Source organism: Corynebacterium sp. KPL2850 (assembly GCF_040225855.1).
Classification (GTDB): Bacteria; Actinomycetota; Actinomycetes; order Mycobacteriales; family Mycobacteriaceae; genus Corynebacterium.
This window is the reverse complement of record NZ_JBEHFV010000006.1, coordinates 68,090-93,829: the sequence shown is the minus strand read 5'-3', so window position 1 is coordinate 93,829 and position 25,740 is coordinate 68,090. Positions and strand designations below refer to the sequence as shown.

Below are 25,740 nucleotides of genomic sequence, written 5' to 3'. Positions count from 1 at the left end.
AAGCAGGCCCATGCTGGCGTCCAAAAATTACTACAAAGAAAAATCATTGCCTCCCCAACCCGACGGGGCACAAAAAGGGAGACAAAAAAGTTGAACACAATCACATGCCAACCAATCCATCAATGCAGCCGAAACACTAAACAGTATTCAAAAAGATGCGTATTCCAACACCTTACCGGCACACACCAACCAACAAACCACCATAAGATTCGCTGGCCAACAGACCAATCAACACACAACCATGCACACAAAAATAAAAAATAAGTACATTGGCACACTATTGAGTTCTCAGACATCGTCACCACACAACAGCTACATGCCCAAAAGCATGGAACTCGTTGCGAGTAAAAAAGTTATTTTTGTCAGGGCCTGTTTTCCTATCGCCGCTTCAGCCAGAAACAATGTCTTGTCTCTGTGGGGCGCTGTCGGTCGCGCTGACTCGTATTAAGTTACACACCGCTTTAAAGTTTCACAAACTCGCAGTTCAGAACGGCTTTTAGCCACTTTTATTTCATGCCAAACCAGCCCGCAAGGCCTTTCTCCCACAGGCTACTTATGCGGCGTGTGTATATCGGCAGGGTCGCAGCCCATATTGCGTAGATGCCAAGGCTGATAAACATCCCCATCACGGCCGAGAAATAGCCTTGGATGAAAAGCCATACCAACGCTGCGATGCTGAGAAGGTACGCCACAAAGACTCCAAGGGTCCTCTTTTCTAGGAACTCGAGGTACGTAAGGCCCGGGACGGTGACGGCCGCGATGGCGGTCATGGCGGCGGCAACCTCGGACGTCGTCCCTCGGAAGGAGAGGGCTAAGCCCACGGCGGCGCAACCAAGGATGAAGATGAGCCCAGTCGCTGCGGTCATGGCGGCCCAGCGGCGGCGCGTGCCGCCGAGCGTGACGTAATCTCTGAGCGTATCGCGCAACATGCCCATGGTTCCGCCGAGGAAAGAGAAGAAGAGGAGCCAAGCAATGAAAGCAATAAAATCCATCGGTTCCCACTGCGTGAACATTAGCGAAAGCACAACGTTGATGGCCAAGAATACGACGGCCATGGACCATCTGCGGACTTGGCGGCGGTATACAGCCTGCGCGTCGAGCGTCGGCGGGAAACGCCCAAGGCTGGATGCAATTCCCAAAGGGGTCGTCGAATAGCCTGTCCTGTCTGGGGTCGGTTTCCTCCACAGCGCCCATGCCAGAGCCACCGCATAAACCGGCAACGCCCACCAGCCCTGCCGTGCAGCCGTTCCTGCCATGGCCACAACAGCAAAAACCGTGAGCATAATTCGGCGGTGTTCATTCCAAATCTGTGAGCTCAGGCCTAGTACTTGGTACTTATCAAAACTGGGTTGATACGTGAGGATGGGCAAAACTGGTAGGAGAAACGTGAAAGATCCCCACTTATCGCCAGCTAGTGCCGGATAAAGCGAGGTGATGAGTAGGACGGTGACCCAGGCCCAATCCGTTGTGTGCCATAGAAGTTTCATGACTGCTCCTCCAATGCTCGGACGGCCCTTTCAAGTGACGCCTCTGCTACCCGGAGGTGATGTTTGTTGGCATAGCGGAAGACGGGATCGGGGGAGGAAGTGCGGGCATCGACAAGCACTTGGCCTCCCAGGCTTGTTGAAGCGCGCTCCAATACCGGCAGGTCCAGTGCAGAAATTGCCTCAGAGATCGCCTCTTCGGGCCCGCTGATTTCCAGGAAGGAATCAACAAATTCATCCACTGGACCGCTGATGGGGTGCTCCCCCATGAGGGAAATAGTGTCCAGCAAGCCCTCTATCTCGTTGAGGTGATGGGTGGATACCACGATGGTGCGACCATGTTCTTCCCGGAGGACCTGGTAAAAGAGTTCACGCCGCGGCAGGTCGAGGCCCAAATAAGGCTCGTCCAAAAGCATTATCTCGCAGCCAGAAGCAACGGCGAAGACAAATCCCAACGCCGATTTCTGTCCACGTGAGAGCGCAGAATACGCCTTATTGGGGATGTCAAAGCGGGCGATGAGGTCGTTGTAGCGCTCAGCATTCCAGTTGGGCCACCGCGCCTGGCCAACGGCGCCGAGCTTCTTGCCGCCCCATGAATCTGGCAGTGGATTGTCGATCCCCATGAGGATCACCCGGTTGAGTACGGATTGGTTATCAAAAGGCTTTCGGTCAAAGACCGTGATGCGGCCTGATTGAATTTGGCCGGCGATTTTTCGCAATAAGGTGGTCTTGCCAATTCCGTTGCGGCCGACCAAGCCATGGGTAAGACCTGCGGAAAAGGTGAAATCGCGGGTAGTAATCATGAGTACATTCCTCTGCTTTCTGCAACCCGATCGAAAAGGTCATGGAGCTGGGCGCGGTTGTAGCCCAGGCGAACTGCTTCATCGACAAGCGGGGCCATATACTCCGCGGCAAAGTCGCCTCGCCTGCGCTCGCGGATGGCACGCGATGCGCCCTCGGCCACAAACATGCCGATGCCCCGCCGCTTTTCCAGCACTCCTAGGTCCACCAAGAGGGTGATCCCCTTTCGCGCGGTTGCTGGGTTGATGTTGTGGAAATCCGCCAACTCATTGGTGGAAGGTGCCTTATCGCCCTCCGCCAGAGTGCCGTCCACAATGGTGTCTTCCACCAAGGACGCAATCTGCCGAAAGAGCGGTTGCGTGGAGTTGTCCATCATCACCTTCGGCTCGTTAGTTACTTAGTTAGTTGTGTAACTAACCGTATAACACGCTTGCCGACGCCGCAATGGTCACCGAAATCTTTTCATTTGCGGCCAATATGCTGGGAATTAGCGAATTGTGATCGACGTTTCGGGGTGAATAAGGCACACTGGAGGTAACAAAGAATTTTATTTAGAACAATTAGAACGGAACTTAGGAGCCATGCTTGAACGCACACTTGTCTTTGTCGACACCTCATACCTGCTGGCGAGCTTTTATAACTCTTGGGAAACGGGGGCTCGCGCGCAGCTAGAAATTGATCTGCCTGAGGTGGTCAGCACCATGGGCGGGATGATCGAGGAGCAATTAGGCAACCCGATTCAGCGCCAATACTGGTACGACGGAATCCCGGATACCGGTCCGCACCGCTACCAACGCGCCCTTCGCACCTGCGAGGGCGTGCAATTGCGCACGGGCCAACTCATCGAATGGGGTGAGCGACGCACCCAAAAGGGCGTGGACACCCGGCTCGTGGCCGATATGGTCATGGCCGCCGTGAAGAACCAGTTCACCGACTTTGTGCTGGTCAGCGGCGACGCGGACATGATTCCCGGCGCGCAGACCGCCGTAGACAATGGCATCCGCGTACACCTGTACGGGTTTGGCTGGGATTCCATGTCCGCAGCGCTGCGCCATACGTGTGATTCCACCACCATTTTGGATCCCCGCGAGGACTTCGCGGATTCCATGGAGCTGCAGGTCCTCGAGGGACCCCTTCCCCCAGTGGTGCGCGATGCAACGCAGAAGGCAGAGGGAGCAGAAGAGGAGCTTCCAGGCGCCGAGCACTGCGACAAGTGCGAGGAGCCCTCCGAGGTGGAAACCGCATTCGGCACCCCAGAAAAGCCCACGCCGGCACCTACCCCAAAGCCTGCGCCACCTCAAAGCGCACAGCAGGCCGCAACGCCAGCCCCGGAAGATCAGGAAAAGCCCTCTGCAGAAGCGGAGAAGGGCCCTACCGAAGAGGCCGAGGCTACCGATCAGGCAACGCCAAAGCCTGCGCCGAAACCGTCAATGATGGCACCGCGGCGCAAGCTGCGCTCGAAGTACGTCCCGCTGCCAGAAGAGGTCTGGAGCTCTGCCGGGTTCCAGTCCCCATTCGATGTGGGCCAGCAGTACGCATCGTGGTGGTTTGATAATGCCGCCAACTCAGAGCAGCGCGACCAAGCCCACTTACTGTCTGGCGGCGGATTACCACCGGAAATCGACCGCCCGCTGCTGCAGTTCGCCTGCGAAACCCTGCATGAATACACGCTGACGGAGACCCAGCGCGTGAACTTGCGCGATGGGTTCCACTCAGGGATTCGCGGCGTGCTAATTAATATCCGCCGCGAGAATTAATCGCCGGATTCGATTTCCTTCTTCTTGGCCATATCGGCGCGCAGCGCATCTAGCCGCGCGCTGGCCTTCATGTCGTTGCCGGCCGCTTGAATCTCGCTCATGCGGTCGCCACCGGTTGCCTGCTGCAACTCTTGTGCGCCAAGGGCATCGGCATAGCGCTTTTCAATCTTGGAGCGGACGGAATCCAGGCTCGGCACGGAATCATCGGGCTTGAGCTCGTTCATGGAATCGAGTGCTTCCGCGTTCTTTTCCTGCATTGCAGCCTGATCCGCCTGCGCTTCCAGCTGGTTCACCTGCGCCAGCTGCTCCTTAAGGCGGGCCTCGGATTGTTTTTGCTGGTTCTTGGCTTGTTCAGCCGCCTGCTCCGCAGCCGCGTACTGCTGCTTGACGTCTTCTAATTCCTGCTCCACCGCGACGAGCTGGGAGGCCACTACCTCAGCAGCTTGGTTGTACTCATTCGCCTTCTGTGGGTCCTCAGCGGAATCCGCGAGCTCCAGGGCGCGCTCGGTCTGGGATTGGTAATCCTGCTGGGACTTCACTAGGCGGTTCATCTGCATTTCCAACTGAGACTTGTGCCCGATAATCTCTGCCGCATGATCCGAGATTTCCTGGTGCTGTTCCTTGGCGGCCTTGACCGCCTGCTGGATTTGGACCTTTGGATCGGCGTTCTCATCAATCTTTTGATCGAGAGAACTCATCACGTACTTCCAGCCCTTGCTGAAGGGGTTAGCCATCACTATCTCCTTTGGTCATAAAAAAGACGCTTTCTAGCGAGTTTAGCGATACTCACCAGAAAGCGCCGTGGAAGCTCTGAAAATTCAGATTCTATGCCTGCTGTGCGTTCTGCTCTTCAACCTGGCGGCGAACGTCTGCCATATCAAGGTCCTTAACCTGCTTGAGCAGATCCTCCAACGCTGCGGGCGGCAGTGCGCCGGCCTCGCGGAATACGAGGATCCCATCACGGAAGATCATCAGGGTAGGAATGGACTGAATCTGCAGCGCGGAAGCAAGGCCCTGGTTTGCCTCGGTGTCCAGCTTGGCAAAGGTAGCATCGGTGTGCTCCTCGGAAGCCTTCTCGTAGACAGGGGCAAAGCGCTTACATGGGCCGCACCAGTCCGCCCAGGCATCGACAAGCGTAATGCCTTCGCCGGTTACGGTCTGTTCAAAGTTCTCTTCAGTGACGTCGATAGTAGCCATACTCGTTGTAACTCCTTTACGTTGTGGTTTATTCCCCACCGTACCTAAATTTCTTCCTTGCCAGATACCCCTAGGGGGTATAACATAGAAGCATAAGCAATCGAGAAAGGATGATTATCATGGCAACGAAGAACTACACCGTAGAAGGAATGAGCTGCGGACACTGCGAAATGTCCATCCGCGAAGAGGTAGGCGAAATCGCCGGTGTTGAGGAAGTTTCTGCGGACCACACCACTGGCGCCGTGTCTGTCTCCGGTAGCGATTTCACCGATGAACAAGTAGCAGCTGCCGTAGCCGAAGCCGGATACACCCTTAAGTAGGCGAATACTATGTCACACGTTGATCTCGGGGTCTCGGGCATGACCTGCACGTCCTGCTCTTCCCGGGTAGAACGCAAGCTCAACAAGGTAGACGGCGTGGAGGCGAGCGTTAACTTTGCCACCGAATCCGCCTCTATTGAGTTCGATCCAGAAACGTCCACGGCCGCGGATCTGATCAAAGTCGTGGAAGGTGCAGGATACAGCGCCTTCGATATGTCTGGCAGTGATGACGCCGACCAGGGCGGGGACGCAGACGCAGAAGGCACGCCGGTTGATGATGCCCGCGCTGCAGAACAGCAGAGCCTGCTGCGGCGCACCATCATCTCCGCGGTATTGTCTGCGCCCATCATGTTCGTCTCCATGGTGCCTGCCCTGCAGTTCCAGAACTGGCAGTGGGCCTGCGCCATGCTGGCCACCATCGTCTTCATCTTTGGTGGCGCCCCCTTCCACTCCGCGACGTGGACCAACCTGAAGCACGGCTCGTTCACCATGGATACCTTGATTTCCATGGGTACCTCGGCCGCCTACCTATGGTCCCTGTACGCACTCTTCTTTGGCAACGCCGGCGAGCCCGGTATGACCATGAGCATGTCGTGGTCCTCCAGCTCCGCCGAGATGGACCATATCTACTTTGAATCTGTGGGAATGGTCATTACCTTCCTGCTCCTCGGCCGCTGGTTCGAGGTCAAGGCCAAGGGGCAGTCTTCTGAGGCGCTGCGCACCCTTTTATCCATGGGCGCGAAGGAAGCCTCCGTGCTGCGCGATGGCAAGGAATCGCGCATCCCCATCTCTCAATTGCAGGTGGGCGATGTCTTCGTCGTGCGGCCAGGTGAAAAGATTGCCACCGACGGTGAGGTCGTCTCCGGCAATTCTGCCGTGGATGCCTCCATGATCACCGGTGAATCCGTCCCGGAAGAAGTGGGCGTGGGCGATACCGTTACCGGCGCCACCATTAACGCTTCCGGCAAGTTGGAGGTCAAGGCCACCCAGGTGGGCGAGGACACGGTCCTTTCCCAAATGGCCACCTTGGTTACCAACGCACAGGCATCCAAGGCGCCCGTGCAGCGCCTAGTGGACCGCATCGCGCAGGTCTTCGTCCCGGTGGTGATCGGAATTTCCGTCCTCACTCTGCTGGTACACCTCATTTTTGGCGGCGTGGCGCCGGCGTTTATCGCCGCTGTCTCCGTGCTGATCATCGCCTGCCCTTGCGCGCTGGGCCTTGCTACCCCGACCGCCATCTTGGTCGGCACCGGCCGCGGTGCCCAGCTGGGCCTGCTCATTAAGGGCCCGGAGATCCTTGAATCCACCAAGCAGGTCGATACCATCGTGATGGATAAGACCGGCACGGTTACCGCCGGGGAAATGTCCGTTACGGCCGTGCATGGCGATGTCCTCGAGTACGCCGCCGCCGTCGAACGGAACTCCGAGCACCCCATCGCCCAAGCCATTGCCCGTGAGCGCGACGTTGAGCCCGGTACCGATTTTTCCACCAGCACCGCTGGCGTGGAAGCAACGGTGGATGGGGTGCGCGTGGGCGTCGGCAAGCCGCGTGGAGACCTAGGGCAGTACGCTGAGGCCTTCCGCGAGGCAGAGGCCGCGGGTGCTACCCCGGTGGCGGTGTACCTCGACGATGAGCTCGCTGGGCTCATTGAGGTTCGCGACACCGTCAAGCCCACCTCCGCTGAGGCTGTAGAGCAGATGAAGCAGCTGGGCCTAACCCCGCACCTGCTGACCGGCGATAACGAGGGCGCGGCCAAGCGCGTGGCAGAGGAAGTTGGCATCACCGAGGTCACGGCCGGCGTGGTTCCGGAGGAAAAGGTCGACGTCATCAAGAAGCTGCAGTCCGAGGGGCACAATGTGGCCATGGTTGGTGACGGCGTCAACGATGCCGCGGCTCTTGCCCAAGCTGACCTTGGCTTGGCGATGGGCGCCGGTACCGACGTTGCCATCGAGGCCTCCGATATCACCCTGATGAATGGGGACCTGCGGTCCGCAGCCGATGCCATTCGCCTATCCCGCCGCACGCTGCAGATCATTAAGGGCAACCTGTTCTGGGCCTTTGCCTACAATATTATTCTCATCCCCGTGGCGGCCTTTGGCCTGCTCAACCCGCTATTTGCCGGCCTTGCAATGGCATTTAGCTCCGTATTCGTCGTCTCCAATTCCCTGCGTCTCCGGAAATTTTCTAGCCAGCGCTATGATTAGCGCATGCTCAGCCGCAATGAACGATTAGACCGGCTCCCGGTCACCAGCAAACACAAGCGCCTACTCCTGGGCTCTGGCCTAGGGTGGGCGCTCGATGCTATGGATGTGGGGCTCATTTCCTTCATCATGGCCGCCTTGGCCGTGCATTGGGATTTGAGCAGCACCCAAACCTCCTGGCTCGCCTCCGCTGGCTTCCTCGGCATGGCACTGGGCGCCGCATTTGGCGGGCTCCTTGCGGATAAATACGGCCGCCGCCACGTCTTCTCCCTCACCCTCATGGTCTATGGCCTGGCCACCGGTGCCTCCGCCCTGGCCAGCGGGCTGGCCATACTTATTGTCTTCCGCTTCATCGTCGGGCTCGGCTTGGGCGCGGAGCTGCCGGTTGCCTCCACGCTCATCTCCGAATTCTCGCCGCGCCGCATCCGCGGGCGCATGGTGGTCCTCCTTGAGGCCTTCTGGGCGCTCGGCTGGATCCTCGCCGCGCTCATCGGCACCTTCATCGTTGGTGCCGGCGAGAACGGCTGGCGTTGGGGCTTTGCCGTGGGGCTCATCCCCGCCGCCTATTCGGTCTACGTGCGCCTAGGCTTGCCGGAATCGGTGCGCTTCCTCGAATCCAAGGGCCGCCACGAAGAGGCCGAAGAGATTGTGACCTCCTTCGAGGAGGCCGCCGCGGGCCAGCCGCTTGACGATGTCCACCCGGAACCCACCGCTTCCACCGAGACCTCCATTTGGGGCCCGAGATTGCGCCGCCGCACGGCGGCGCTGTGGACCATTTGGTTTTGCGTCAATTTCTCCTATTACGGCGCCTTCATCTGGATTCCGTCCCTGCTGGTTGCCGATGGTTTCTCGCTCGTAAAATCCTTCAGCTTCACCCTCATCATTACCTTGGCGCAGCTGCCGGGCTACGCCACCGCCGCCTGGCTCATCGAGGTCTGGGGCCGGCGAATCACCCTCGCCGTGTTCTTGGTCGGCTCCGCCGTCTCCGCCGGGCTCTATGGCACCGCAAGCTCCGAGGTATTCATCATCATCGTCGGGTGCCTTTTGTCCTTCTTCAACCTCGGCGCCTGGGGTGCTCTGTACGCTATTGGTCCGGAGCTCTACCCCACCGCACTGCGCGGTCGCGGTACGGGTGCTGCAGCGGGTTTTGGCCGCATCGCCTCCATCGTGGCACCGCTCGCTGTGCCGCCGTTGATCGCGGCGACCGGCGCTGGATTCCTTTTCGTGCTCTTTGCCGCGGCATTTGCCATCGCCGCCGTAGCGGCATTTACTTTTCCTGAGCTGAAAGGTGAGGCCCTTGCTCGATAAATTAGCCCTTAGCGCCTGGATCGGCGTCATGGTGGCACTGACCACCCTGAAGGCCTTCTTCCAGATCGGTTACCTGTGGAAGCCCGAAAATCAACGCGTCCGCGAGCTCCATTTAGTTCCCCTCGATGAATTCTCTGGCAATAGTTGGTTCGCCCCGCTTTTTGAGTACGCCGGTAATACCGCCTTCTTCATCCCCTTCGGACTCCTAGTATTTACGCTATGCCGTTCCGTGAAAGTATCCACGGCCTGGGGTTTCGCGCTGAGTTTAACCCTGGAGACGGCCCAATATGCCTTCGCGCTAGGCCGCACGGATATCGACGATCTGCTGTTTAATACCCTCGGCGCGCTCATCGGTGCAGCGATCGCCTACTGGTGCGGCCAACGCTTCTTCCCGGTTTGGCGGTGGCTCTCTCTGGCCGCTGCGGCGGTCTTTATCGTGCTGGTAATTCTGGGTCCCCGATTAGGAGACCCCGCCGCCGTCGTGGACCTTTAAACCTTTTATCCGTGCGCCATGTTGACGAACTTGGAGTAGTGCAACTGGTGGGCCACCTGCACCGTATCAATGGGCCCGCCGCGGTGCTTAGCCAAGATAATATCCGCTTCACCGGCGCGCTCGTTATCGCGGTCCTGCGAGTCTGGGCGGTACAGCAGCATCACCATATCGGCGTCCTGCTCCAAGGAACCGGACTCACGCAGGTCAGCCAATTGCGGCTTCTTATCGTTTCGGGCTTCAGGTCCACGGTTCAGCTGCGAAATCGCAATCACCGGCACCTCAAGCTCCTTGGCCAAGAGCTTGAGCTGACGCGAGAACTCCGAGACCTCTTGCTGGCGTGACTCCACCTTTTTGCCCGAGGACATCAGCTGCAGATAGTCCAAAACAATGAGGTCGAGGCCATGCTGCTGCTTGAGCCGACGTGCCTTGGAGCGAATCTCCATCATCGTCAGGTTCGGAGAATCATCAATGAATAGCGGCGCATCTTGGATGCGGTTAAGCGTGTCATCGATCTTCGCCCAGTCTTCCGTGGACACCCCACCACTGCGCATATCGGTGAGCTTGACCTCGGATTCCGCAGAGAGCAGGCGCATGACGATCTCTGAGGCGGACATTTCCAAGGAAAAGATGACGGAGGACTTGCCGTGCTGCAGCGAGCACGATCGAATGAAGTCCATCGCCAGCGTGGACTTACCCACACCGGGTCGCGCCGCCACGATGATCATCTGGCCTGCGTGCAAACCGTTGGTGAGCTTATCCAGATCAATAAATCCTGTCGGCACACCCAATTCAACGCCGCCGGCCTGCTGCAGCGCCGCCAACTCATCAATGGTCGGGTCAATCAGATCCCCCAGCACGCGGTAGTCCTCGGCGGTTTTGCGCTGGGCGATGGCAAAGACTTCCTGCTGGGCCCGGTCGATCACCGATTCGATCTCGGCATCCTCCGTGCCCGAAAAGCCCAGTTGGACCACGCGCGTACCGGCATCCACGAGCCGGCGCAGGACGGCCTTTTCCGCCACGATTTCCGCATAATAGCGGGCGTTGGCAGCGGTAGGAACCGTAGCCAAAAGCGTGTGCAAATAGGGCGCTCCACCAACGCGCTCAAGGTTATTGAACCTATCCAACCGAGAGGAAAGGATAAGCGGGTCAATGTCTTGGCCCGCCGCGTAAAGGTCCAGCATTGCGCCATAAATTAAGGCATGGGCCGGATAATAGAAGTCATCGGGTTCGAGCTCTTCAATAACCTCCATGACCGTATTGGGGCTAAGCAGCATAGCGCCCAATACGCCCTGCTCTGCTTCCCGGTCCGACGGCGGTTGGCGATACTCCTCGTAGCGCTGCGGTTGGTCCTGTTGATACCGCGGCCGGCGCGCTACCGCATTATCCGGCGCCGGTGGTTCCGGCGGAAGCTGTTCATCATCAAAGCTCGCGTTGGTCATATGTCCCCTTTGTGTCCGTGAAGCGACCTTGCGTAACGCTGTCCAAGTGTAGACGAGCCCCCGGACACTACCTGCCTGGGCATAACTCCGGCACTTATCCACAGGGACTTGTGGAATTACCAGGTAGGCCGATCGCTGCATTTCTTTTACCGAGGTCACGACTGTGGATAACTCGTCACCTTCCTGACCTGCAAAGATAATAACGGCTGGTCAGAGGGGTTATTTACAAGTGTGAAAATTCCCACAACGTGACCGAAAATGAGGCATGACCAGCGCTTAAGTCCGGCAAAAATCTTAGTACCCGCGAACCCTGAATTCCACATTCATCCACAGATTTTCACAGTTATCCACAGGCCAGTTGGGTAGGCAAAAGGCCCCAGGAATTCTCCACCTCACATAGAGAATTCGTGGGGCCTTAAGCCGTGCTGTTGTCTTTGGGTCTGTGGACCGTCGAGCGCTGCTTAAGCAGCGACGACCGAGAAGTTCACCTTGCCGAGCACGTCAGCGTGCAGCTTCAGCTCGACCTGGTAGTTGCCGGTCTTCTTGACCAGGCCCTTGGGCATATCAACGATACGCTTATCCAAGTTAGGGCCACCGGCCTTGGAGACGGCCTTGACAATGTCTTCCGCGGTAACGGAACCGAAGAGCTTGCCGGAAGTGGAGGTCTTAACCTTGACCTCAACGTTCGTCAGCTGCTCAAGCTGGTTGCGGACCTCGCGTGCGTGGTCCAGGTCGCGAATTTCGCGAGCTTCCTGGGCGCGCTTGATGCCCTCAATCTGCTTCTCAGCGCCGCGGGAAGCCACGATGGCCAAGCCGCGGGGAAGCAGGTAGTTACGTCCGTAGCCGTCCTTAACCTCAACAATTTCGCCAGCGGCGCCGAGGTTCTCAACGGCAGCGGTGAGGATCAGCTTCATGATCCCTGCCTTTCAATTGAGTTAGTTGAATAGTTGCGGGTGACAGACTTAGAACGGGGGTTCAGAATCAGCGCCTCCGAAGCCGCCAGCTGGCGGTGCGGAGTTCCACGGATCCTCTGCAGGAGCCTGGTTCTGCTGCTGCGACTGCTGTTGTTGCTGGCCTCCAAAGCCGCCCTGATTATTGTTATTCGAGCGCTGCTGCTGGCCCCCGCCATAGTTGCCGCCGCCCTCACGGGGATTGCGGTTTACCTGTGCGGTGGCGTAGCGCAGCGACGGACCGACCTCATCGACGTCGATCTCAAATACAGTGCGGTTTTCACCCTCGCGGGTCTGGAAGGAACGCTGCTTCAAGCGGCCGGTAACGATGATGCGCATGCCCTTGCTCAGGGTCTCGGCGACATTCTCCGCCGCCTGGCGCCATACGTTGCAGGTCAGGAACATAGCTTCGCCGTCTTCCCACTGGTTCGTCTGCGAATTGTAGCGACGAGGCGTGGAGGCGACGCGGAAGTTAGCTACCGCCGCACCCGCTGGGGTGAAGCGAAGCTCGGGGTCAGCAACTATGTTGCCCACCACCGTAATGTTGGTATCTCCCTGTGCCATGTCTTTACTCCTTATCGGTTACGTGGATTGTGTCTGATCCCAGTATCCGCTACTTGCTGTCGGTGCGCAGAACCTTGGTACGCAGGATGGTGTCGTTCAGGTTCAGGCGGCGGTCGAGCTCGGAAACCGAAGGGTGCTCGCACTCCAGGTTAACGACGGCGTAAATGCCCTCTTCCTTCTTCTCGATGGGGTATGCAAGGCGACGCTTGCCCCATACATCGAGGTTCTCAACCTTGCCGCCGTCCTTGCGGACGATGTCGAGGTACTTATCTAGGGACGGGGTTACGGTGCGCTCATCCTGATTAGGATCCAGAATGATCATGACTTCGTAGTGACGCACGGACCTCATCACCTCCTATGGTCTAGTCGTTTTCGGCTGCATCACCTTTGCGGATGCAGCAGGAGGGTACGTTGCGTCAAGCAACCCCACCACAGTACCGCAGATGACCGGCGAAAAGAAATCTATCCCGTCGTGGTGGAGGCAAAAAAGATAGCACACGTCGCGGGAATGAGGGTGAGAAAAACAATGGCGAGAATGCCCAAGAAGATGGGCCCGCGCTTATCGTCCCTGTTATGAAACAGCCAAAAGGCCGCCATGACGCAGATAAAGCCTAACAAGATCGACGCCATGCCAATTAAGGTCACAATCATTGAAATACTCCCGCCACTGGGTCGCGGCCCTGATGCGCCGCACGCACTTTATCTTCTGTCTTATTCCACATTTGCCGCAGCACAATCACCGCCATCGCGATGATGAATCCATCGCGCACGAGGATCGCCACATCCAAAAGCTCGTGTGGAATGCCCTTATTATCAATGCCCAGCATGTGCCACATAAGCAGGGGCCATACGAGGGCATCGGCAAGCGCCCAGCCCAAAACCAACCGCCAACGCGGCACGGCCAAGGCCGCCGGGACCACCAGCCAGAGCGAATACTGCGGGGACCATACCTTATTGACCAGCAGGAAGGCCGCAATGATGAGGAATACCAACTCTGCCACCCGCGGGGTAAGCGGGCTGCGCCAACCGGCTAAGGCAATACCGGCGCACAAGAGGAGGAATGCCACGAGGGAGAAGGTATTCAAAAAATTCTGGCTGAAAGAAATGCCCAAATTCCGGCTAATCAGGGCATAGAAGGTGGTCCATTCCGCGCCGCGCTCCTGGTTCAGGCGGAAAAATTCCGCCCAGGCGGATGGGTATTTCAGGGCGACGGGAAGGTTGACCACGAGCCAGGCAGCGGCCGATGCGACGGTCACCTTGGTAAAAGCGTCCCAGCGGCGATTGCGCCAAGCAAGGACGAAAAACGCGCCAAGCAGGAATACCGGCCATAATTTGAATGCGGTTCCAAGCCCGATGAGGATGCCGGCGAGCCAAGGGCGGTGGCGGCTAATGGCCAGTAGCGCGCCGACGGCAAAGGCGATGGCTGGTATATCCCAATTGCTAAAGGCGTGGACGATAATAAGCGGGCTGGCAGCTACCAGGATGGTGTCCCACGTGCGATTTCCCACCAAAAGGTAGACCATGTAGATGACGCCGACCCAGATGCAGGCTATGACCATGGCGGTGAGCCCAAAGTACCAGCCAGCGGCGGGCACCCCGGCCCATTCCACGAGCCCATAGGTATGGCGCGCAATCCAGCCCATCAGGCCTTGGAACATGCCCGCCAATACCGGGTATTCCATGTAGCGGGTCAGGCCATCTTCCTGCCAGGAAAAGGCGTAGGGAAAGCCCGGTTGATCTAAACCGCGGCCTTCATAAAGCGGGACGATGTCGTTATAGCAAAAAGAGGTGTACTGCCGGTTAGCGGACCAATCCAGGTTAATGGTGCCGCCTTCGCCGCGGGTCCCACCAGCGCAATTCGCCTTGGATAAGAACCCGCCGGCTAAGAAAACCCAGGCCACCGCGATCAATGCGCGCAGTGGGGTCCACCATTGTGCGCGGCTACCCCGGGCAAAGCGTCCCCTCGGCCCGCCCAGGAACTCGATGACGCCTCGCGCCATCGGTTCGTCTGCGGCGGACAAGCGCTGGTCTTGGCTCACGCGTACCGCTCCTTGCTTAGCCTAAGAGGTCAGCCAGACCGCCTTCGCGGTCAAGGATGTCATCTAAAGACGGAGCTTCGGGTGGGGCTGGCTCGTTATTGCCGCCGCCATTTCCCCTATTGCCCTCGTTTCCCCTATTGCCGCCGTTTCCGTTATTGCCGCCTTGGGTCTCCGGCTGCTGCGACGGGGCATCGCGACCCGCATCCGGGCTTTCCGCAGGAGCTGGGCTGGCCTCTTCTTCAGGGGCGCCATTTTGCGCTGGACCAGTGTAGTTCTGGGTACTTTGCCCGCCGGCGCCACCGCCTGGGTTATAGGCCGGAGCGCCACCGCCGGCAGAAACCGTGCCGAAGCGGACGGGGTAAGCCGAGGGGAATTGCTGGAATTCCTGGTCCGCCAAGGAGTTATCCAACACGGACTTCCAGATCTTCGTCGGTGCGCCAGCACCGTACATGATGCCGCCATACTGGTCGAAGATAGCCGAGGTGTTATCCGCCGTACCGACCCACACGGAGGTGGCAAGCTGCGGGGTAGCACCTACCATCCACGCATCCTTGTTAGTTCCCGAATCACCCAGCTGGGTCGTACCGGTCTTGGATGCCGAAGCGCGTCCGCCCGCCAGAGAGCCGTTGGACCATGCCGCCACCGGACCCATGGCCTCGAGAACGTTATTGGCCACATTGGAAGAAACGCGGCGCTCGCCCTCATCGTCTGGGTGCTCATACAGAACTTCCCCGGCGGCATTTTCTACGCGCTGCACAAAGTGCGGGTTGTGCCAGACACCCTGGTTCGCAAGGGTGGACATCGCGGTTGCCATGTCCAGCGGACGGGACTGGTACTGGCCCAAGACCACGCCTTCGAAAGGCTGCTTGCCCTTTTCAGTCAGCGTCTCTTCGATACCCGGAAGCGAGCGGGCAACGCCCAAAGCGTGGGCCATATCCGCGGTGTCTTGGGTACCGTTTTTCAGATCGCTCTGCAGACGCAAGTAGGAAGTGTTCAGGGACTGCTTGGTGGCCTCGCGCAGGTCGCACACGCCGCAGCCGCCGCCTACGTTGGTGACCAGATCGGAACCCGGCAGCTGGTACGGCGCCGAGGAGTAGTTGGTATCCAAGCTAATGCCCTGCTGCAGTGCAGCGGCAAGCGCCATGATCTTGAAGGTCGAGCCGGTCTGCAGCGGGGCGTTGGCGTAGTCCCAACCGTTGGAATCATGCCCGCCGAAGTAACCGCGCACCGCACCCGTCTTCGGGTCAATGGTTACAGAGGCCGCGCGCGCATCCTCTTGCAGCGGCGCCAACTGGTCATCGACTGCCTGCACTGTATTGTTTTGCACGTTCATATCGATGGTGGTGGTAATGCGCAGGCCACCGGTAGAGACCTGGTTTTCCGAAATTCCCACCTCTTCAAGCTCGCGGATGACCTGGTCCTTAATGTGACCATTAGCGCCCGGGGCTTCCGTATATGCCGAATACTCAGAGGGGTCGCGCGTCTCCGGGAAGACCATCCCATCGCGCTCTTCCTTGCTGAGATCGCCCATGTCCACGAGGCCATCAAGCACGTAGTTCCACCGGTTTTCGGAACCTTCCTGGTTCACGCGCGGGTCCAGACCAGACGGCGACTGGATAAGGCCGGCGAGCATAGCACCTTCCTCTGGAGTGAGGTCCTTGGCGTCCTTATCAAAGTAGGCATTGGATGCAGCCTGGATGCCATAGGCATTGCGGCCGAAGTAGACCGTATTCAGGTAGGCGTTAAGGATGTCCTCTTTTTCCCACTCGTTGGTCATCTTGATGGAATAGATGAGCTCGCGCGCCTTGCGCACGTAGGAGTATTCGTTGCCCACCAGGGTGTTTTTCACGTACTGCTGGGTAATCGTGGAACCACCACCGGCGGTGTCATTGCCGGTGACCTTACCCAGTACCGCGCGGCCCAAACCGGTGAAGGAAAAGCCAGAGTTATCCCAGAAGTCGCGGTCCTCGGCGGCGAGCACGGAGTCCTGCACAAAGTCGGGTACCTCATCCAAGGTCACGTGCGTGCGGTTGCCTTCCGGCGGCACCAAGCGCGCCAGCTGGGTGTCGTTATCGGAGGCATAGATGGTAGAGACCTGGTTATTGGCCAGCTCTTTGGGCTCCGGAACGGTGTATTGCGAATAGGCATACGCAAAAAGGCCTGCAGGCAGTGCCACAAAAACCAATAGGAGGGCCACAACGACCCACGGCCAGATGCGGCGCTTTTTGGGTTCTTCGCCTTCTTTACGGCGGTCCACCTTTGTGGACTCGCCAGTAGATTGCTTCTCGGTCACTGATTCGTGTCCTCATTCATCCCTGGTAACAAACTAAATAATTGCAGCTTACTGCCTAAGGCGGTGCGTCGAAAACTAACACGCGTTAAAAGCCGTTGCAGAACGCAACAAATGATTCCACCGGCAGTGTCGGCAGACCTCCACCTCATGCACGGTAAATTCCAGGCCTTCACCGACAAATTCCGCTATTTCTTTCTCGCTGCGGGCGCTCCCGGCGCGCCGGCCTAGGCTCTCGCCGTACACCCACCGGGTCAGGCGCAGGTCCTCCCCGCAGACCGGGCAGGGCTTATCCATGGTGCGGCCGTGGTGCTCGGCGGCGGCCCGGAGGAGGAAGTCCGCATCGCACACCTCATCGCGCCCCAAGTGCCCGGCGCGGTATTCGCGGACGTGTTGGGTGCGCTCCCATTCGTGGGAAAGCTCGTGCTTGAAGGCAATGGAATTCACCCGCATTATCTTAATTTCCTCTTCTTGATCGATCCATATGCCGTCGTGCTACCACCAGGCATAATTTCTGGCCTAACGTTGCGCAGGCACCACACAGCAACGAATTTATAAAGGAGCATAGTGTGTCTGACAAAGTAAAGGTCGCCATCGTCGGCGTCGGCAACTGCGCCACGTCCCTTATTCAGGGCGTGGAGTTTTATCGCAACGCCGCAGCAGAGGAAAATATTCCTGGCCTGATGCACACCCAGTTCGGGCCCTACCACGTCGGCGATATTGAGTTTGTCGCGGCCTTCGACGTCGATGGAGACAAGGTGGGCAAGAATCTTGCGGAGGCTACCCGCAGCTCCCGCAACTGCACCATCACCATCGCAGACGTTCCAGACCTCGGGGTCACCGTTCAGCGCGGCCCCACCATGGATGGCCTGGGGCGCTACTACCAGGAATCCATCACGGAATCGGACGAAGCTCCTGCCGATGTCGCAGCTGCCCTTCGCGAGGCCGGTGCCGAGGTCGTTGTTTCCTACCTGCCGGTGGGTTCCGAAGAAGCGGATAAGTTCTACGCTCAGGCCGCTATCGACGCTGGTTGCGCATTTGTGAACGCCCTGCCGGTCTTCATTGCTTCTGACCCAGAGTGGGCAAAGAAGTTTGAGGACGCCGGCCTGCCCATCGTGGGCGATGACATTAAGTCCCAGGTTGGCGCCACCATTACCCACCGCGTTTTGGCAAAGCTTTTTGAAGACCGCGGCGTGCGCTTGGACCGCACGATGCAGCTCAACGTGGGCGGCAACATGGACTTCAAGAATATGCTGGAGCGCGAGCGGCTTGAGTCTAAGAAAATTTCCAAGACTCAGTCCGTGACCTCCAACGTGCACAACTCCCCTATCGCTGGCAAGCGCGCAGACCGCAATGTCCACATCGGCCCGTCGGACTACGTGGAGTGGCTAGATGACCGCAAGTGGGCTTATGTCCGCTTGGAGGGTTCCGCATTCGGCGAGGTCCCGCTGAACCTGGAGTACAAGCTCGAGGTCTGGGATTCCCCTAACTCCGCCGGCATCATTATCGATGCCGTCCGCGCCGCTAAGATCGCTTTGGACCGCAAGGTTGCCGGACCGGTACTTTCCGCTTCCTCTTACCTGATGAAGTCTCCTCCAGTACAGAAGGCTGACGATGTCGCGCGCAACGAGCTGGAAGATTTTATTAAAGGAAGCTAATTTTTTCGCCGCGATACTACCGCCAGGCGGTAGTGCACGATAGAATTTAGTTCTATGACGCAACACCATGATGAGACGGACCCAACGAAGTCCCCGTCCAACTACGAGGACGCGGTAGAGGTAGCGCGGGATATCCAACCGGCGCTCAATAAGTTAATCCTTATTTTCCAGCGCACCGCAGAGGGGTCATCGCTAACTACCTCGCAGGTCTCCATCATGAATCAGTTGCGCTTGCGCGGGCCGTCCCGCGTATCCACCATTGCCCAGGCGGAGCTTATCCGCATGCCCACCGCGTCCAACGCGCTCTACCAATTAGAGCGCCGCGGGTTCGTGGAACGCCACCGCGATGAGGAAGATCGCCGCGGGGTGCTGGTTGCGCTGACCCAGCTGGGCGAGTCCGAATTGTCCATAGTTTCCGGGCAACGCGCCGCCGCCCTTGCGGAGATTATGCGGTGGCTCGAGCCCGAGGACTTGGCCACCGCCCGCGAGATGGGTGCTGTCATTTCCAAGCTTGCGGATGTCTACCGCCCCACCATGGATAGCGAGTAGCGAGCTCGCGGCTGCATGCAATTTTAATTTTGCGACCGCAACAGACGATAATGAGGCTTAGTACTCATAAAGCTTTCGCATACATATTCATTCTATGGGCAAAAAATCTAACCAACCGCTGCTGCCGACCCTGCATAAAGGCTCGGCCAAGGAACCGTTGCGCATCCTCATTTCTTGGAGTCCTTCCTCCTCCGGTACGGAACCCCTCGACTTCGCCGCATGGCTATCGCGCACCGCGGTGATAGAGGTACGCGTTATTTCCACGGTTTTCCAGCCGTGGACCACAACGTCCCTATCCAAGCTGGGCGGGAAATACAAGAAGTGGTTTAAAGAGCAGAAGCAGGCGTGCGCGACAGCCACCGCTGCGGCCCTGACGGAGGCAGGTATCCCGGAAAAATACTGGGACGATACGCCTTCCGTGCTTGTCGATGGCCCCTCCCGCCCCCAACTCCTTACTGAGATGGCCCAGGATTTTCAGGCTGATCTTATTCTTTTAGGCCCCAACCAGGCCGCTCCCAAGGGGCGCTTTTTCCCCAGTTCAACCGCAGATACCCTGCTGCACTACTCGCCGCAATCCTTAGGGCTTATCCCACGCAAGGCCAAGTTATCGAAACACGGCGTGACCCGCTTTAATTTTGTCATTACGGAGCGCGGTGACCGTGCGGATAGGGAATTATTGGGCGCAGCCGCGCTGGCGGATCGCTGGGATTTGCCCCTGCGCATCTTGGCTTTCTCAGCAAATGACCTGCTGAATTCCCCGTCGAAGGATAAAGGCGATATTGCGCTCAAGCTCACTGCGGAGTGGCACGAGGATTCGTTGGCAATGCTCGACCGGGCTCGCGACCACATCCAAGATTTCTTCCCCGAGCTCGAGGTCTCCTCCGAGATCGGCTCTGGGGCCGGGTGGTCCGGTGCGGTTGATTCACTCAAGTGGAAAAAGGGCGATCTGATGTTGATGGCCTCTGCCCCACAAGGCCCCATCGCGCGAGTCTTTTTGGGTTCTACCGCAACCGAGTTGCTCCCTCATATTCGCGTACCGGTACTCATTCACCCCGCGACCGACTAGGCTTTGATTTATGAGCTCGCGCCCAGAGCACCCCGAAAACGACCTGACGACCGACGCCGATTATGCCAACTTGCGCCGGCCTGAGCCGCAAAGCTTCGATGATTTGGCAGACGAGCCCGATCCCGTCGAGGTAGCCGCCGCCAACCGGCGCTCCACGCGGCAAGCCATCTGGTACATGGTATCCGTGCTGGTCATCTCCGCGCTGTACGGCTTCGGTGTCGCGCTCTTTTCGCGCCTTAGCGGCGGCCCACTGTGCGAGGATGGCACCGCAAGCTGGCTGTGTACCGCGGGACAAAGAAACTTCTTTGCCATCTCCACCATGATCATCCCGCTGCTGGGCATGATTGGCTGCGCGATCATTATGGTGCGCAAGCTGCGCCGCTACCTGCGCTGGCGCAGCTGGATGGCGATCTTTTGGGTGGTGGCCTTCAATTTCATGATTTGGGCCATTAGCGATATCCAGCTGCTATTGGTGCGCTAGCCCCCCGCACCTGACTGGCCAAGCTAGCTGGCAAGGTGCAGGGCCACTTCCTCACAATCCGGTCGCCCGCAGTGTTGGGTTCCACATTTTGTATGCAGTCATCACAGATACGCAGTTTTCTCCACACTCCGTCATGGCTTGGCCGTCTGCCAAAACTGTTCCCACTCTTTAGCTTCAGTACACCAACTATTTCTTTCTTTGGCGTATTTTGCTTTCTCACCACCATGAGTCGCAGTCTCAGCTTCTAACGGAACTAGCACTGTGAGTTGACCATTTCGGGTCGTAGCTGCTCACTCCCCAATACAGATCGGGCGACTTTTTTGATCCACTGTCCTTTGTCAAGTACCTAACCACCCAACCGAGTACGCATAAGCGCGGCCCCGCCTACTATGTTCTATGAGTAGACGAGGCCGATGCGTAAAGAAGTCAAAGATTTTACGCTACTTGTTTTGAGTTACCTTTCAGGTTTCGAGCTAACAGGGTACAAAAGGTCGACATCACTAGTCCCGCACCGACTACCCAGATAAGAGCCGGCGAGAAAATTGTAGGTTGCCCGTCGCCTTTTAAACCAATTAACAGACCGACTGCAATGGCAATGACACCGATGATCATTCCTACCAACTGTACCTTCGCGGACTGTTTTGAAAGGACTAACGTGATAATTGCGGAAACCACAGAAAGAACAATGACCACTGTACCAATCCAACTGATTCTGACTGGGGCCATAAGAATGAGAGCCACCCCTAAAACTGCCGTCACCAATTCAGGCCAAACTGGACGGAGTTTTCCATTTGCCATAGTTACTCTCCTTCGCTTTCCCTATCCTGAAATCGTAGGGTTCCACTGGCTAGGATGCGCCGCAGTCACCGCAGCAAAATAAGTTGCCGCAGTTGCAAGACAGCCTCCTCTACGAGGATCTGCTACGTTTGGATAGACACTCTTGCAAATATGAACCATGTCCTTATTTAGCTGGACATTGCAATCCACACGCTCACTGGGGTTCTGATGGGCACCGTAGCACATATCATGCTTTGCGCATGCGCCAGAAAAATCAGCATTATCGCCAGGAGCAGGGAACTGATCCGGAGACTTCGTACAATAGTCATTCAGACTTCCCTTTGAAGGGTCATACACATAACCCGGTGGGGGTTCAATTCCTGCTCGGTTGAACATTACAATGTGCTTATCGGCAAGAGCCTTTTGTGTCTCAGTAGAAACTGTTACAGGTTTCTCCTTAAATTCTGCGTCGAGATCAAGATTTTGCGAGGCTGCCCACCCATCCAGATTCTTCGCAATTTCGGGAGTCACTTCTTTTCCAACAGCACCATTGACCGCGTTTACCGTCTCATTAGTTTGTTCAGCTGCAATGGCGGACGGAACCGTAGCAGAAACCGCGCCTAGGGCAACGAGTGCAGCTGCGGCAACGCGCCCCCCCCTTCATCTTAAAACTGAGCATAAAACCAAACTCCTCAAGTCGAATGTGAAAGCCTTCGCCCCGCCTGCTACCGATACGTTAAACCTTTCAAAGTAACGGTTAAAAGCTAAGGCCCACAAAACGTAACACGCTTGGAAATGACTTGCAGTAGATAACAGAGCGGTAACACTCCACTAACATTTTAGTTAAAACTATGCCCATTCTAAGACTAGGAAAAACATCTTCTGTGCACTGCTTCTACGAATCTCGCGCCTGTTTCGACACCTTCTAACAATCCATAATCAAGACTTCGACTTTTGATCGACGAGATGCGCAGCTACCTCGGCGCAATCCGGTCGCCCGCAGTGTTGGGTTTCCACATTTTGGATGCAATCATCACAGATGAGCACCTGTTGGCGGCACGTGTCCTCATTAATGCAGTTGTGGAAGGTATTAGTTCCCTTGCCGCAGTGCACGCAGTGGCCTAATTGGATAAAGCCCGGGTCCTCTAGTCCTTGGCCAAATTCCTGGTGCATGCGCTTGTCAAAGACGTACATGGAGCCTTCCCACAGCCCATCATTGCCGTACTTTTCGCCGTAGCGCACGATGCCGCCATCGATTTGGTAGATCTCGTTGAAGCCGCGGTTCTTCATTAGAGAGGAAAGGACCTCGCACCGGATCCCGCCGGTGCAATAGGAGACGACAGGCTTGTCCTTCATCCAGTCATATTTGCCGGATTCCAGTTCCTCGATGAAGTCATGTGTGGTGCGCACATCCGGCACGACGGCATTTTTGAACTTGCCAATCTCTGCTTCCATGGCATTGCGGCCATCGAAGAAGACGACGTCATCGCCGCGCTCTTCTACCAGCTTGTTGACCTCTTCCGGCTTGAGGTGCGTGCCGCCGCCGACAACTCCGTTTTCATCCACCTTTAGCTCGCCCGGCGCGCCAAAGGCCACGATTTCATCGCGCACCTTGACCGATAGGCGCGGGAAATCCTCGGCTCCGCCATCGGACCACTTGAACTGCATACGCTTAAAGCCCGGGTACTCACGGGTTTGGCGCACGTAGCGCTTGCAGGCATCCATGTCGCCGCCGACGGTGCCATTGATGCCGTGTTCCGAAATGAGGATGCGCCCCTTCAAGCCCAAGGACTCACATAGGGTGCGCTGCCACAGCATGACAGCGGTCGGATCCTCGATGGGGGTAAAGCAGTAATACAGGAGAACTTTGCCGATAGTCACGCCCATAATCTTAGGCGCGCTACCGGCAAGATCCCCAATTCCTTAGCGCTTCTGGTACAGCGCCTTCTTGCGGGCGAAAACCGGATCCGAGGTCACGAGCACGCCGAGGTTGCGGAAGATTCCCTCATCCACCGAGCCCAGGATGGTGGTGGTGTGGACGTCGCAGCCGGCGAGTTCCTTGATCTGTTCCAGCGCCTTGCGGGCATCCTCGTCCTTCGCGGCGGATACGGAAAGCGCGATGAGCACCTCATCGGTGTGCAAGCGTGGGTTGGAAGATCCCAGGTGCTTGGTCTTCAGCGTTTGGATTGGCTCTATCGACTCCGGCGAGAGCAAGTGCGTATCGTCATCGATGCCGGCTAAGTACTTGAGGGCATTAAGCAACATCGCCGCGGAGCACCCCAGCAGCGGGGAGGTGCGGCCGGTGATGATGGTGCCATCGTGCAGCTGCATCGCGGAGGCGGGGCCATCGGTTTCCTCCGCACGCTTGCGGGCCGGGCCAACCACTGGGCGGTCATCGACTTTGATGCCGGCCTTTGCCATGACGACGGCGGCGCGCTCGGACTGCTCATCGCCCAGCCCGGCGCGGGCTTCTTCTACCTTGGCCTTGAAATAGCGGCGGATGATTTCCTGCTGCGCGGCGGCGCGGCAGACCGCATCATCGGTAATGCAGTAGCCGGCCATATTCACGCCCATGTCCGTGGGCGATTCGTACGGCGTGGTGCCGGTAAGCTTTTCCAGCAGGGTCCGCAGCAGCGGGAAGGCCTCGACGTCGCGGTTGTAGTTGACCGTGGATTCGCCGTGGGCACTCAAGTGGAAGTGGTCAATAATATTGGAATCGTTCAAGTCCACGGTGGCGGCCTCATAGGCGAGGTTGACCGGGTGCTCGAGGGGAAGATTCCAGATGGGGAAGGTCTCAAACTTGGCGTAACCAGCGTTATTGCCGCGCTGGTGCTCGTGGTAGACCTGCGATAGTGCGGTGGCGAGCTTGCCGGAACCAGGACCTGGGGCGGTCACAACGACCAAATCCCGGGAGGTTTCGGCAAATTCGTTCTTACCAAAACCATCCTCAGAGACAATGAGGTCCGTATTCGTGGGATAGCCAGGGATAACGCGGTGGCGGGCTACCTTGAGGCCGAGGCGCTCAAGCTTTTCGATGAACGCTTCTGCCTGCGCATTTCCGTCTTCCACCTGGGTCATGACGATGTTTTCAACCAAGAAGCCACGGCTGCGGAATACATCCACCAAGCGCAGAAGGTCGTCTTCATACAGGATGTCTAAATCGGCGCGTACCTTGTGGCGGGCAATGTCTTTGGCATTGATGCACGGGAGGATTTCGATTTCCTCTTTAATGCGTTCCAGCATGGCGATCTTGTTATCCGGGGTAAAGCCCGGCAGCACGCGGGAGGCGTGCATATCATCGAAAAGCTTGCCGCCCATTTCCAGATAGAGCTTTCCACCGATTTCTTCGCGGCGGGCCTGGATGTGCTTTGACTGCAGCTCAATGTATTTTTCTCGGTCAAAACCGATTTTATGCGTCATGATTTATCGACCCTTCAATAGAAATAAAATCAATCCGCGCTTCGAGTTTACTCTTTTTTATTCCCCAGCGCCACGCGCCCTAGTTGGGGGCGACCAACTATTTCACTACACTGAAGCTATGCCTGAAGGTCACGTGATCCACCGCCTAGCCCTCACACTCAATGCTGACTATCGCGGGATGCCGCTCAGCGTGACCAGCCCGCAAGGCCGGTTTGCCACCGAGGCGGCCATCCTGGACGGTACAGAAATCGACCACGCAGAGGCCTTTGGCAAGCACCTCTTCGTGCACTTCACCGCCGCGGACCCAGCGCATATCCTCTATATTCACCTAGGGCTCATCGGCAAGCTGAGCTTCGAACCGCGCGAGGAAACCCGCGGGCAGGTCCGCATACGCATAGACAATGGGACGCAGGCCGCACAGCTGCGTGGACCCCAATTTTGCCTGCTGCTTACGGAGGAGGACTACCAGGCGCGGCTCACCAAGGTGGGCCAGGATCCACTCCGCGCCGATGCCGATCCTGAAGCCCTGTGGGCCAAGGTGCACAAATCCCGCCGCAGCATAGGCTCCCTCATGATGGACCAGCACCTGTATGCCGGTGTGGGCAATATCTACCGCGCGGAGGCCCTCTTTCGCGCCGGCCTCTCCCCTTTCACTCCTAGTAAGGATGTTTCCCGTGAAACATTCTTCGCCATCTGGAAAGACCTGGTAGAGCTCATGAACTACGGCGTGGAGCACGGCCGCATCGATACCGTGCGGGCCGAGCACTCCCCCGAGGCCATGGGCCGCGACCCGCGCAAGGATGATCACGGCGGCGAAGTCTACGTCTACCGGCGCGCGGGCCTGCCCTGCTATGTCTGCGGCACCCCGATTGCGGAACAAGTAATGGAGGGCAGGAACCTCTTTTGGTGCTCCACCTGCCAATCCGCTGCTTAAGGCCTATAGTG

Annotated in this window: 27 protein-coding genes; 10 read left to right on the top strand and 17 right to left on the bottom strand. The window is 57.8% G+C overall.

Annotated elements, in window-relative coordinates:
• Positions 1-506: 506 nt before the first annotated feature.
• Genes ABRP93_RS03560 through ABRP93_RS03550 form a run of 3 tightly spaced genes read right to left on the bottom strand, consistent with a single transcriptional unit; the run spans position 507 to position 2,658 of the window.
• The gene (locus ABRP93_RS03560; protein ID WP_349886932.1) at positions 507-1,487 is read right to left on the bottom strand and encodes a hypothetical protein; all 981 of its coding nucleotides are present in this window, start codon (positions 1,485-1,487) and stop codon (positions 507-509) included.
• Positions 1,484-2,287: an AAA family ATPase gene (locus ABRP93_RS03555; RefSeq protein ID WP_349886931.1), complete on the bottom strand. Its 804-nt coding sequence runs from the start codon at positions 2,285-2,287 to the stop codon at positions 1,484-1,486. The genes ABRP93_RS03560 and ABRP93_RS03555 overlap by 4 nt, the downstream gene beginning before the upstream one ends.
• Positions 2,284-2,658: a GntR family transcriptional regulator gene (locus ABRP93_RS03550; RefSeq protein ID WP_035108334.1), complete on the bottom strand. Its 375-nt coding sequence runs from the start codon at positions 2,656-2,658 to the stop codon at positions 2,284-2,286. The genes ABRP93_RS03555 and ABRP93_RS03550 overlap by 4 nt, the downstream gene beginning before the upstream one ends.
• Positions 2,659-2,866: 208 nt before the next feature.
• On the opposite strand from ABRP93_RS03550, the gene ABRP93_RS03545 reads away from it, so the two are divergent.
• Positions 2,867-4,042 carry an NYN domain-containing protein gene (locus ABRP93_RS03545; protein ID WP_349886929.1) on the top strand — a complete coding sequence of 392 codons (1,176 nt, stop codon included), beginning with the start codon at positions 2,867-2,869 and terminating at the stop codon, positions 4,040-4,042.
• On the opposite strand, the gene ABRP93_RS03540 is transcribed toward ABRP93_RS03545, so the two are convergent.
• Together ABRP93_RS03540 and trxA are read right to left on the bottom strand one after the other, a co-directional pair.
• Positions 4,039-4,776, bottom strand: a complete 738-nt coding sequence (locus ABRP93_RS03540) for a PspA/IM30 family protein (RefSeq protein ID WP_023024470.1) — start codon at positions 4,774-4,776, stop codon at positions 4,039-4,041. The genes ABRP93_RS03545 and ABRP93_RS03540 overlap by 4 nt on opposite strands.
• 91 nt (positions 4,777-4,867) lie before the next feature.
• Complete coding sequence (gene trxA / locus ABRP93_RS03535; protein WP_023024472.1) at positions 4,868-5,239, bottom strand: thioredoxin; 372 nt, start codon at positions 5,237-5,239, stop codon at positions 4,868-4,870.
• 119 nt (positions 5,240-5,358) lie between these two features.
• Here trxA and ABRP93_RS03530 point away from each other — a divergent pair, with 119 nt between their 5' ends.
• The 4 genes from ABRP93_RS03530 to ABRP93_RS03515 are packed head-to-tail and all read left to right on the top strand — an operon-like array spanning position 5,359 to position 9,562.
• Positions 5,359-5,559, top strand: a complete 201-nt coding sequence (locus tag ABRP93_RS03530) for a heavy-metal-associated domain-containing protein (protein WP_023024475.1) — start codon at positions 5,359-5,361, stop codon at positions 5,557-5,559.
• A gap of 9 nt (positions 5,560-5,568) precedes the next feature.
• On the top strand, positions 5,569-7,764 hold the full coding sequence (locus tag ABRP93_RS03525) for a heavy metal translocating P-type ATPase (protein WP_349886927.1): 2,196 nt from the start codon (positions 5,569-5,571) through the stop codon (positions 7,762-7,764).
• A gap of 3 nt (positions 7,765-7,767) precedes the next feature.
• Positions 7,768-9,069, top strand: a complete 1,302-nt coding sequence (locus ABRP93_RS03520; RefSeq protein WP_349886926.1) for an MFS transporter — start codon at positions 7,768-7,770, stop codon at positions 9,067-9,069.
• A gap of 28 nt (positions 9,070-9,097) precedes the next feature.
• Positions 9,098-9,562, top strand: a complete 465-nt coding sequence (locus ABRP93_RS03515) for a VanZ family protein (RefSeq protein WP_284630582.1) — start codon at positions 9,098-9,100, stop codon at positions 9,560-9,562.
• Between the two features lie 5 nt (positions 9,563-9,567).
• On the opposite strand, the gene dnaB is transcribed toward ABRP93_RS03515, so the two are convergent.
• The 8 genes from dnaB to ABRP93_RS03475 all read right to left on the bottom strand — a co-directional run bounded on the left by dnaB (position 9,568) and on the right by ABRP93_RS03475 (position 17,297).
• Positions 9,568-11,001, bottom strand: a complete 1,434-nt coding sequence (gene dnaB, locus ABRP93_RS03510) for a replicative DNA helicase (protein ID WP_005275794.1) — start codon at positions 10,999-11,001, stop codon at positions 9,568-9,570.
• Between the two features lie 461 nt (positions 11,002-11,462).
• Positions 11,463-11,915, bottom strand: a complete 453-nt coding sequence (gene rplI, locus ABRP93_RS03505) for a 50S ribosomal protein L9 (protein ID WP_023024485.1) — start codon at positions 11,913-11,915, stop codon at positions 11,463-11,465.
• Positions 11,916-11,963: 48 nt separating this feature from the next.
• Positions 11,964-12,515, bottom strand: a complete 552-nt coding sequence (locus ABRP93_RS03500; protein ID WP_005275799.1) for a single-stranded DNA-binding protein — start codon at positions 12,513-12,515, stop codon at positions 11,964-11,966.
• Positions 12,516-12,564: 49 nt separating this feature from the next.
• Positions 12,565-12,855 (bottom strand): 30S ribosomal protein S6, encoded by a 291-nt coding sequence (gene rpsF, locus ABRP93_RS03495; protein ID WP_023016353.1) that lies wholly within the window; start codon positions 12,853-12,855, stop codon positions 12,565-12,567.
• 122 nt (positions 12,856-12,977) lie between these two features.
• Positions 12,978-13,166, bottom strand: coding sequence for a hypothetical protein (locus ABRP93_RS03490; RefSeq protein ID WP_023024487.1), 189 nt, complete (start codon positions 13,164-13,166; stop codon positions 12,978-12,980).
• Positions 13,163-14,554 carry a glycosyltransferase family 87 protein gene (locus tag ABRP93_RS03485; protein WP_023024489.1) on the bottom strand — a complete coding sequence of 464 codons (1,392 nt, stop codon included), beginning with the start codon at positions 14,552-14,554 and terminating at the stop codon, positions 13,163-13,165. The genes ABRP93_RS03490 and ABRP93_RS03485 overlap by 4 nt, the downstream gene beginning before the upstream one ends.
• A 16-nt stretch (positions 14,555-14,570) precedes the next feature.
• The gene (locus tag ABRP93_RS03480; RefSeq protein WP_349886923.1) at positions 14,571-16,847 is read right to left on the bottom strand and encodes a transglycosylase domain-containing protein; all 2,277 of its coding nucleotides are present in this window, start codon (positions 16,845-16,847) and stop codon (positions 14,571-14,573) included.
• Between the two features lie 75 nt (positions 16,848-16,922).
• A complete protein-coding gene (locus ABRP93_RS03475) occupies positions 16,923-17,297 on the bottom strand; it encodes a DUF5318 family protein (protein ID WP_349852906.1) in 375 nt (124 codons plus the stop codon).
• 116 nt (positions 17,298-17,413) lie between these two features.
• Here ABRP93_RS03475 and ABRP93_RS03470 point away from each other — a divergent pair, with 116 nt between their 5' ends.
• The 4 genes from ABRP93_RS03470 to ABRP93_RS03455 all read left to right on the top strand — a co-directional run bounded on the left by ABRP93_RS03470 (position 17,414) and on the right by ABRP93_RS03455 (position 20,598).
• Positions 17,414-18,502 carry an inositol-3-phosphate synthase gene (locus ABRP93_RS03470; protein ID WP_349886922.1) on the top strand — a complete coding sequence of 363 codons (1,089 nt, stop codon included), beginning with the start codon at positions 17,414-17,416 and terminating at the stop codon, positions 18,500-18,502.
• A 54-nt stretch (positions 18,503-18,556) separates the two neighbouring features.
• Positions 18,557-19,051, top strand: coding sequence for a MarR family winged helix-turn-helix transcriptional regulator (locus ABRP93_RS03465; protein WP_349886921.1), 495 nt, complete (start codon positions 18,557-18,559; stop codon positions 19,049-19,051).
• A 94-nt stretch (positions 19,052-19,145) separates the two neighbouring features.
• Complete coding sequence (locus tag ABRP93_RS03460; RefSeq protein WP_349886920.1) at positions 19,146-20,117, top strand: universal stress protein; 972 nt, start codon at positions 19,146-19,148, stop codon at positions 20,115-20,117.
• Between the two features lie 10 nt (positions 20,118-20,127).
• Positions 20,128-20,598, top strand: coding sequence for a hypothetical protein (locus tag ABRP93_RS03455; protein ID WP_349886919.1), 471 nt, complete (start codon positions 20,128-20,130; stop codon positions 20,596-20,598).
• A gap of 435 nt (positions 20,599-21,033) precedes the next feature.
• On the opposite strand, the gene ABRP93_RS03450 is transcribed toward ABRP93_RS03455, so the two are convergent.
• From ABRP93_RS03450 to ABRP93_RS03435, 4 genes are all read right to left on the bottom strand, one after another.
• Entirely contained in the window at positions 21,034-21,396 is a 363-nt protein-coding gene (locus ABRP93_RS03450; RefSeq protein WP_349886918.1) for a hypothetical protein, read from the bottom strand.
• A 21-nt stretch (positions 21,397-21,417) separates the two neighbouring features.
• Positions 21,418-21,906, bottom strand: coding sequence for a phospholipase A2 family protein (locus ABRP93_RS03445; RefSeq protein WP_349886917.1), 489 nt, complete (start codon positions 21,904-21,906; stop codon positions 21,418-21,420).
• Positions 21,907-22,314: 408 nt separating this feature from the next.
• On the bottom strand, positions 22,315-23,256 hold the full coding sequence (trhO, locus tag ABRP93_RS03440; RefSeq protein WP_349852911.1) for an oxygen-dependent tRNA uridine(34) hydroxylase TrhO: 942 nt from the start codon (positions 23,254-23,256) through the stop codon (positions 22,315-22,317).
• Between the two features lie 42 nt (positions 23,257-23,298).
• On the bottom strand, positions 23,299-24,795 hold the full coding sequence (locus tag ABRP93_RS03435) for a DUF1846 domain-containing protein (protein WP_005275828.1): 1,497 nt from the start codon (positions 24,793-24,795) through the stop codon (positions 23,299-23,301).
• Between the two features lie 118 nt (positions 24,796-24,913).
• On the opposite strand from ABRP93_RS03435, the gene ABRP93_RS03430 reads away from it, so the two are divergent.
• Positions 24,914-25,729 carry an Fpg/Nei family DNA glycosylase gene (locus ABRP93_RS03430; RefSeq protein ID WP_349886915.1) on the top strand — a complete coding sequence of 272 codons (816 nt, stop codon included), beginning with the start codon at positions 24,914-24,916 and terminating at the stop codon, positions 25,727-25,729.
• Positions 25,730-25,740 lie beyond the last annotated feature (11 nt).

Bases quoted from the DNA above. Each gene is read 5' to 3' on its own strand.
- ABRP93_RS03500 (WP_005275799.1), bottom strand. From the start codon at position 12,515: ATGGCACAGGGAGATACCAACATTACGGTGGTGGGCAACATAGTTGCT.
- ABRP93_RS03545 (WP_349886929.1), top strand. From the start codon at position 2,867: ATGCTTGAACGCACACTTGTCTTTGTCGACACCTCATACCTGCTGGCG.
- ABRP93_RS03455 (WP_349886919.1), top strand. From the start codon at position 20,128: ATGAGCTCGCGCCCAGAGCACCCCGAAAACGACCTGACGACCGACGCC.
- ABRP93_RS03515 (WP_284630582.1), top strand. From the start codon at position 9,098: ATGGTGGCACTGACCACCCTGAAGGCCTTCTTCCAGATCGGTTACCTG.
- ABRP93_RS03540 (WP_023024470.1), bottom strand. From the start codon at position 4,776: ATGGCTAACCCCTTCAGCAAGGGCTGGAAGTACGTGATGAGTTCTCTC.
- dnaB (WP_005275794.1), bottom strand. From the start codon at position 11,001: ATGACCAACGCGAGCTTTGATGATGAACAGCTTCCGCCGGAACCACCG.
- ABRP93_RS03450 (WP_349886918.1), bottom strand. From the start codon at position 21,396: ATGGCAAATGGAAAACTCCGTCCAGTTTGGCCTGAATTGGTGACGGCA.
- ABRP93_RS03525 (WP_349886927.1), top strand. From the start codon at position 5,569: ATGTCACACGTTGATCTCGGGGTCTCGGGCATGACCTGCACGTCCTGC.
- rplI (WP_023024485.1), bottom strand. From the start codon at position 11,915: ATGAAGCTGATCCTCACCGCTGCCGTTGAGAACCTCGGCGCCGCTGGC.
- ABRP93_RS03560 (WP_349886932.1), bottom strand. From the start codon at position 1,487: ATGAAACTTCTATGGCACACAACGGATTGGGCCTGGGTCACCGTCCTA.
- ABRP93_RS03555 (WP_349886931.1), bottom strand. From the start codon at position 2,287: ATGATTACTACCCGCGATTTCACCTTTTCCGCAGGTCTTACCCATGGC.
- ABRP93_RS03465 (WP_349886921.1), top strand. From the start codon at position 18,557: ATGACGCAACACCATGATGAGACGGACCCAACGAAGTCCCCGTCCAAC.
- ABRP93_RS03520 (WP_349886926.1), top strand. From the start codon at position 7,768: ATGCTCAGCCGCAATGAACGATTAGACCGGCTCCCGGTCACCAGCAAA.
- ABRP93_RS03430 (WP_349886915.1), top strand. From the start codon at position 24,914: ATGCCTGAAGGTCACGTGATCCACCGCCTAGCCCTCACACTCAATGCT.
- trxA (WP_023024472.1), bottom strand. From the start codon at position 5,239: ATGGCTACTATCGACGTCACTGAAGAGAACTTTGAACAGACCGTAACC.
- ABRP93_RS03550 (WP_035108334.1), bottom strand. From the start codon at position 2,658: ATGGACAACTCCACGCAACCGCTCTTTCGGCAGATTGCGTCCTTGGTG.
- ABRP93_RS03490 (WP_023024487.1), bottom strand. From the start codon at position 13,166: ATGATTGTGACCTTAATTGGCATGGCGTCGATCTTGTTAGGCTTTATC.
- ABRP93_RS03530 (WP_023024475.1), top strand. From the start codon at position 5,359: ATGGCAACGAAGAACTACACCGTAGAAGGAATGAGCTGCGGACACTGC.
- ABRP93_RS03435 (WP_005275828.1), bottom strand. From the start codon at position 24,795: ATGACGCATAAAATCGGTTTTGACCGAGAAAAATACATTGAGCTGCAG.
- ABRP93_RS03475 (WP_349852906.1), bottom strand. From the start codon at position 17,297: ATGCGGGTGAATTCCATTGCCTTCAAGCACGAGCTTTCCCACGAATGG.
- ABRP93_RS03460 (WP_349886920.1), top strand. From the start codon at position 19,146: ATGGGCAAAAAATCTAACCAACCGCTGCTGCCGACCCTGCATAAAGGC.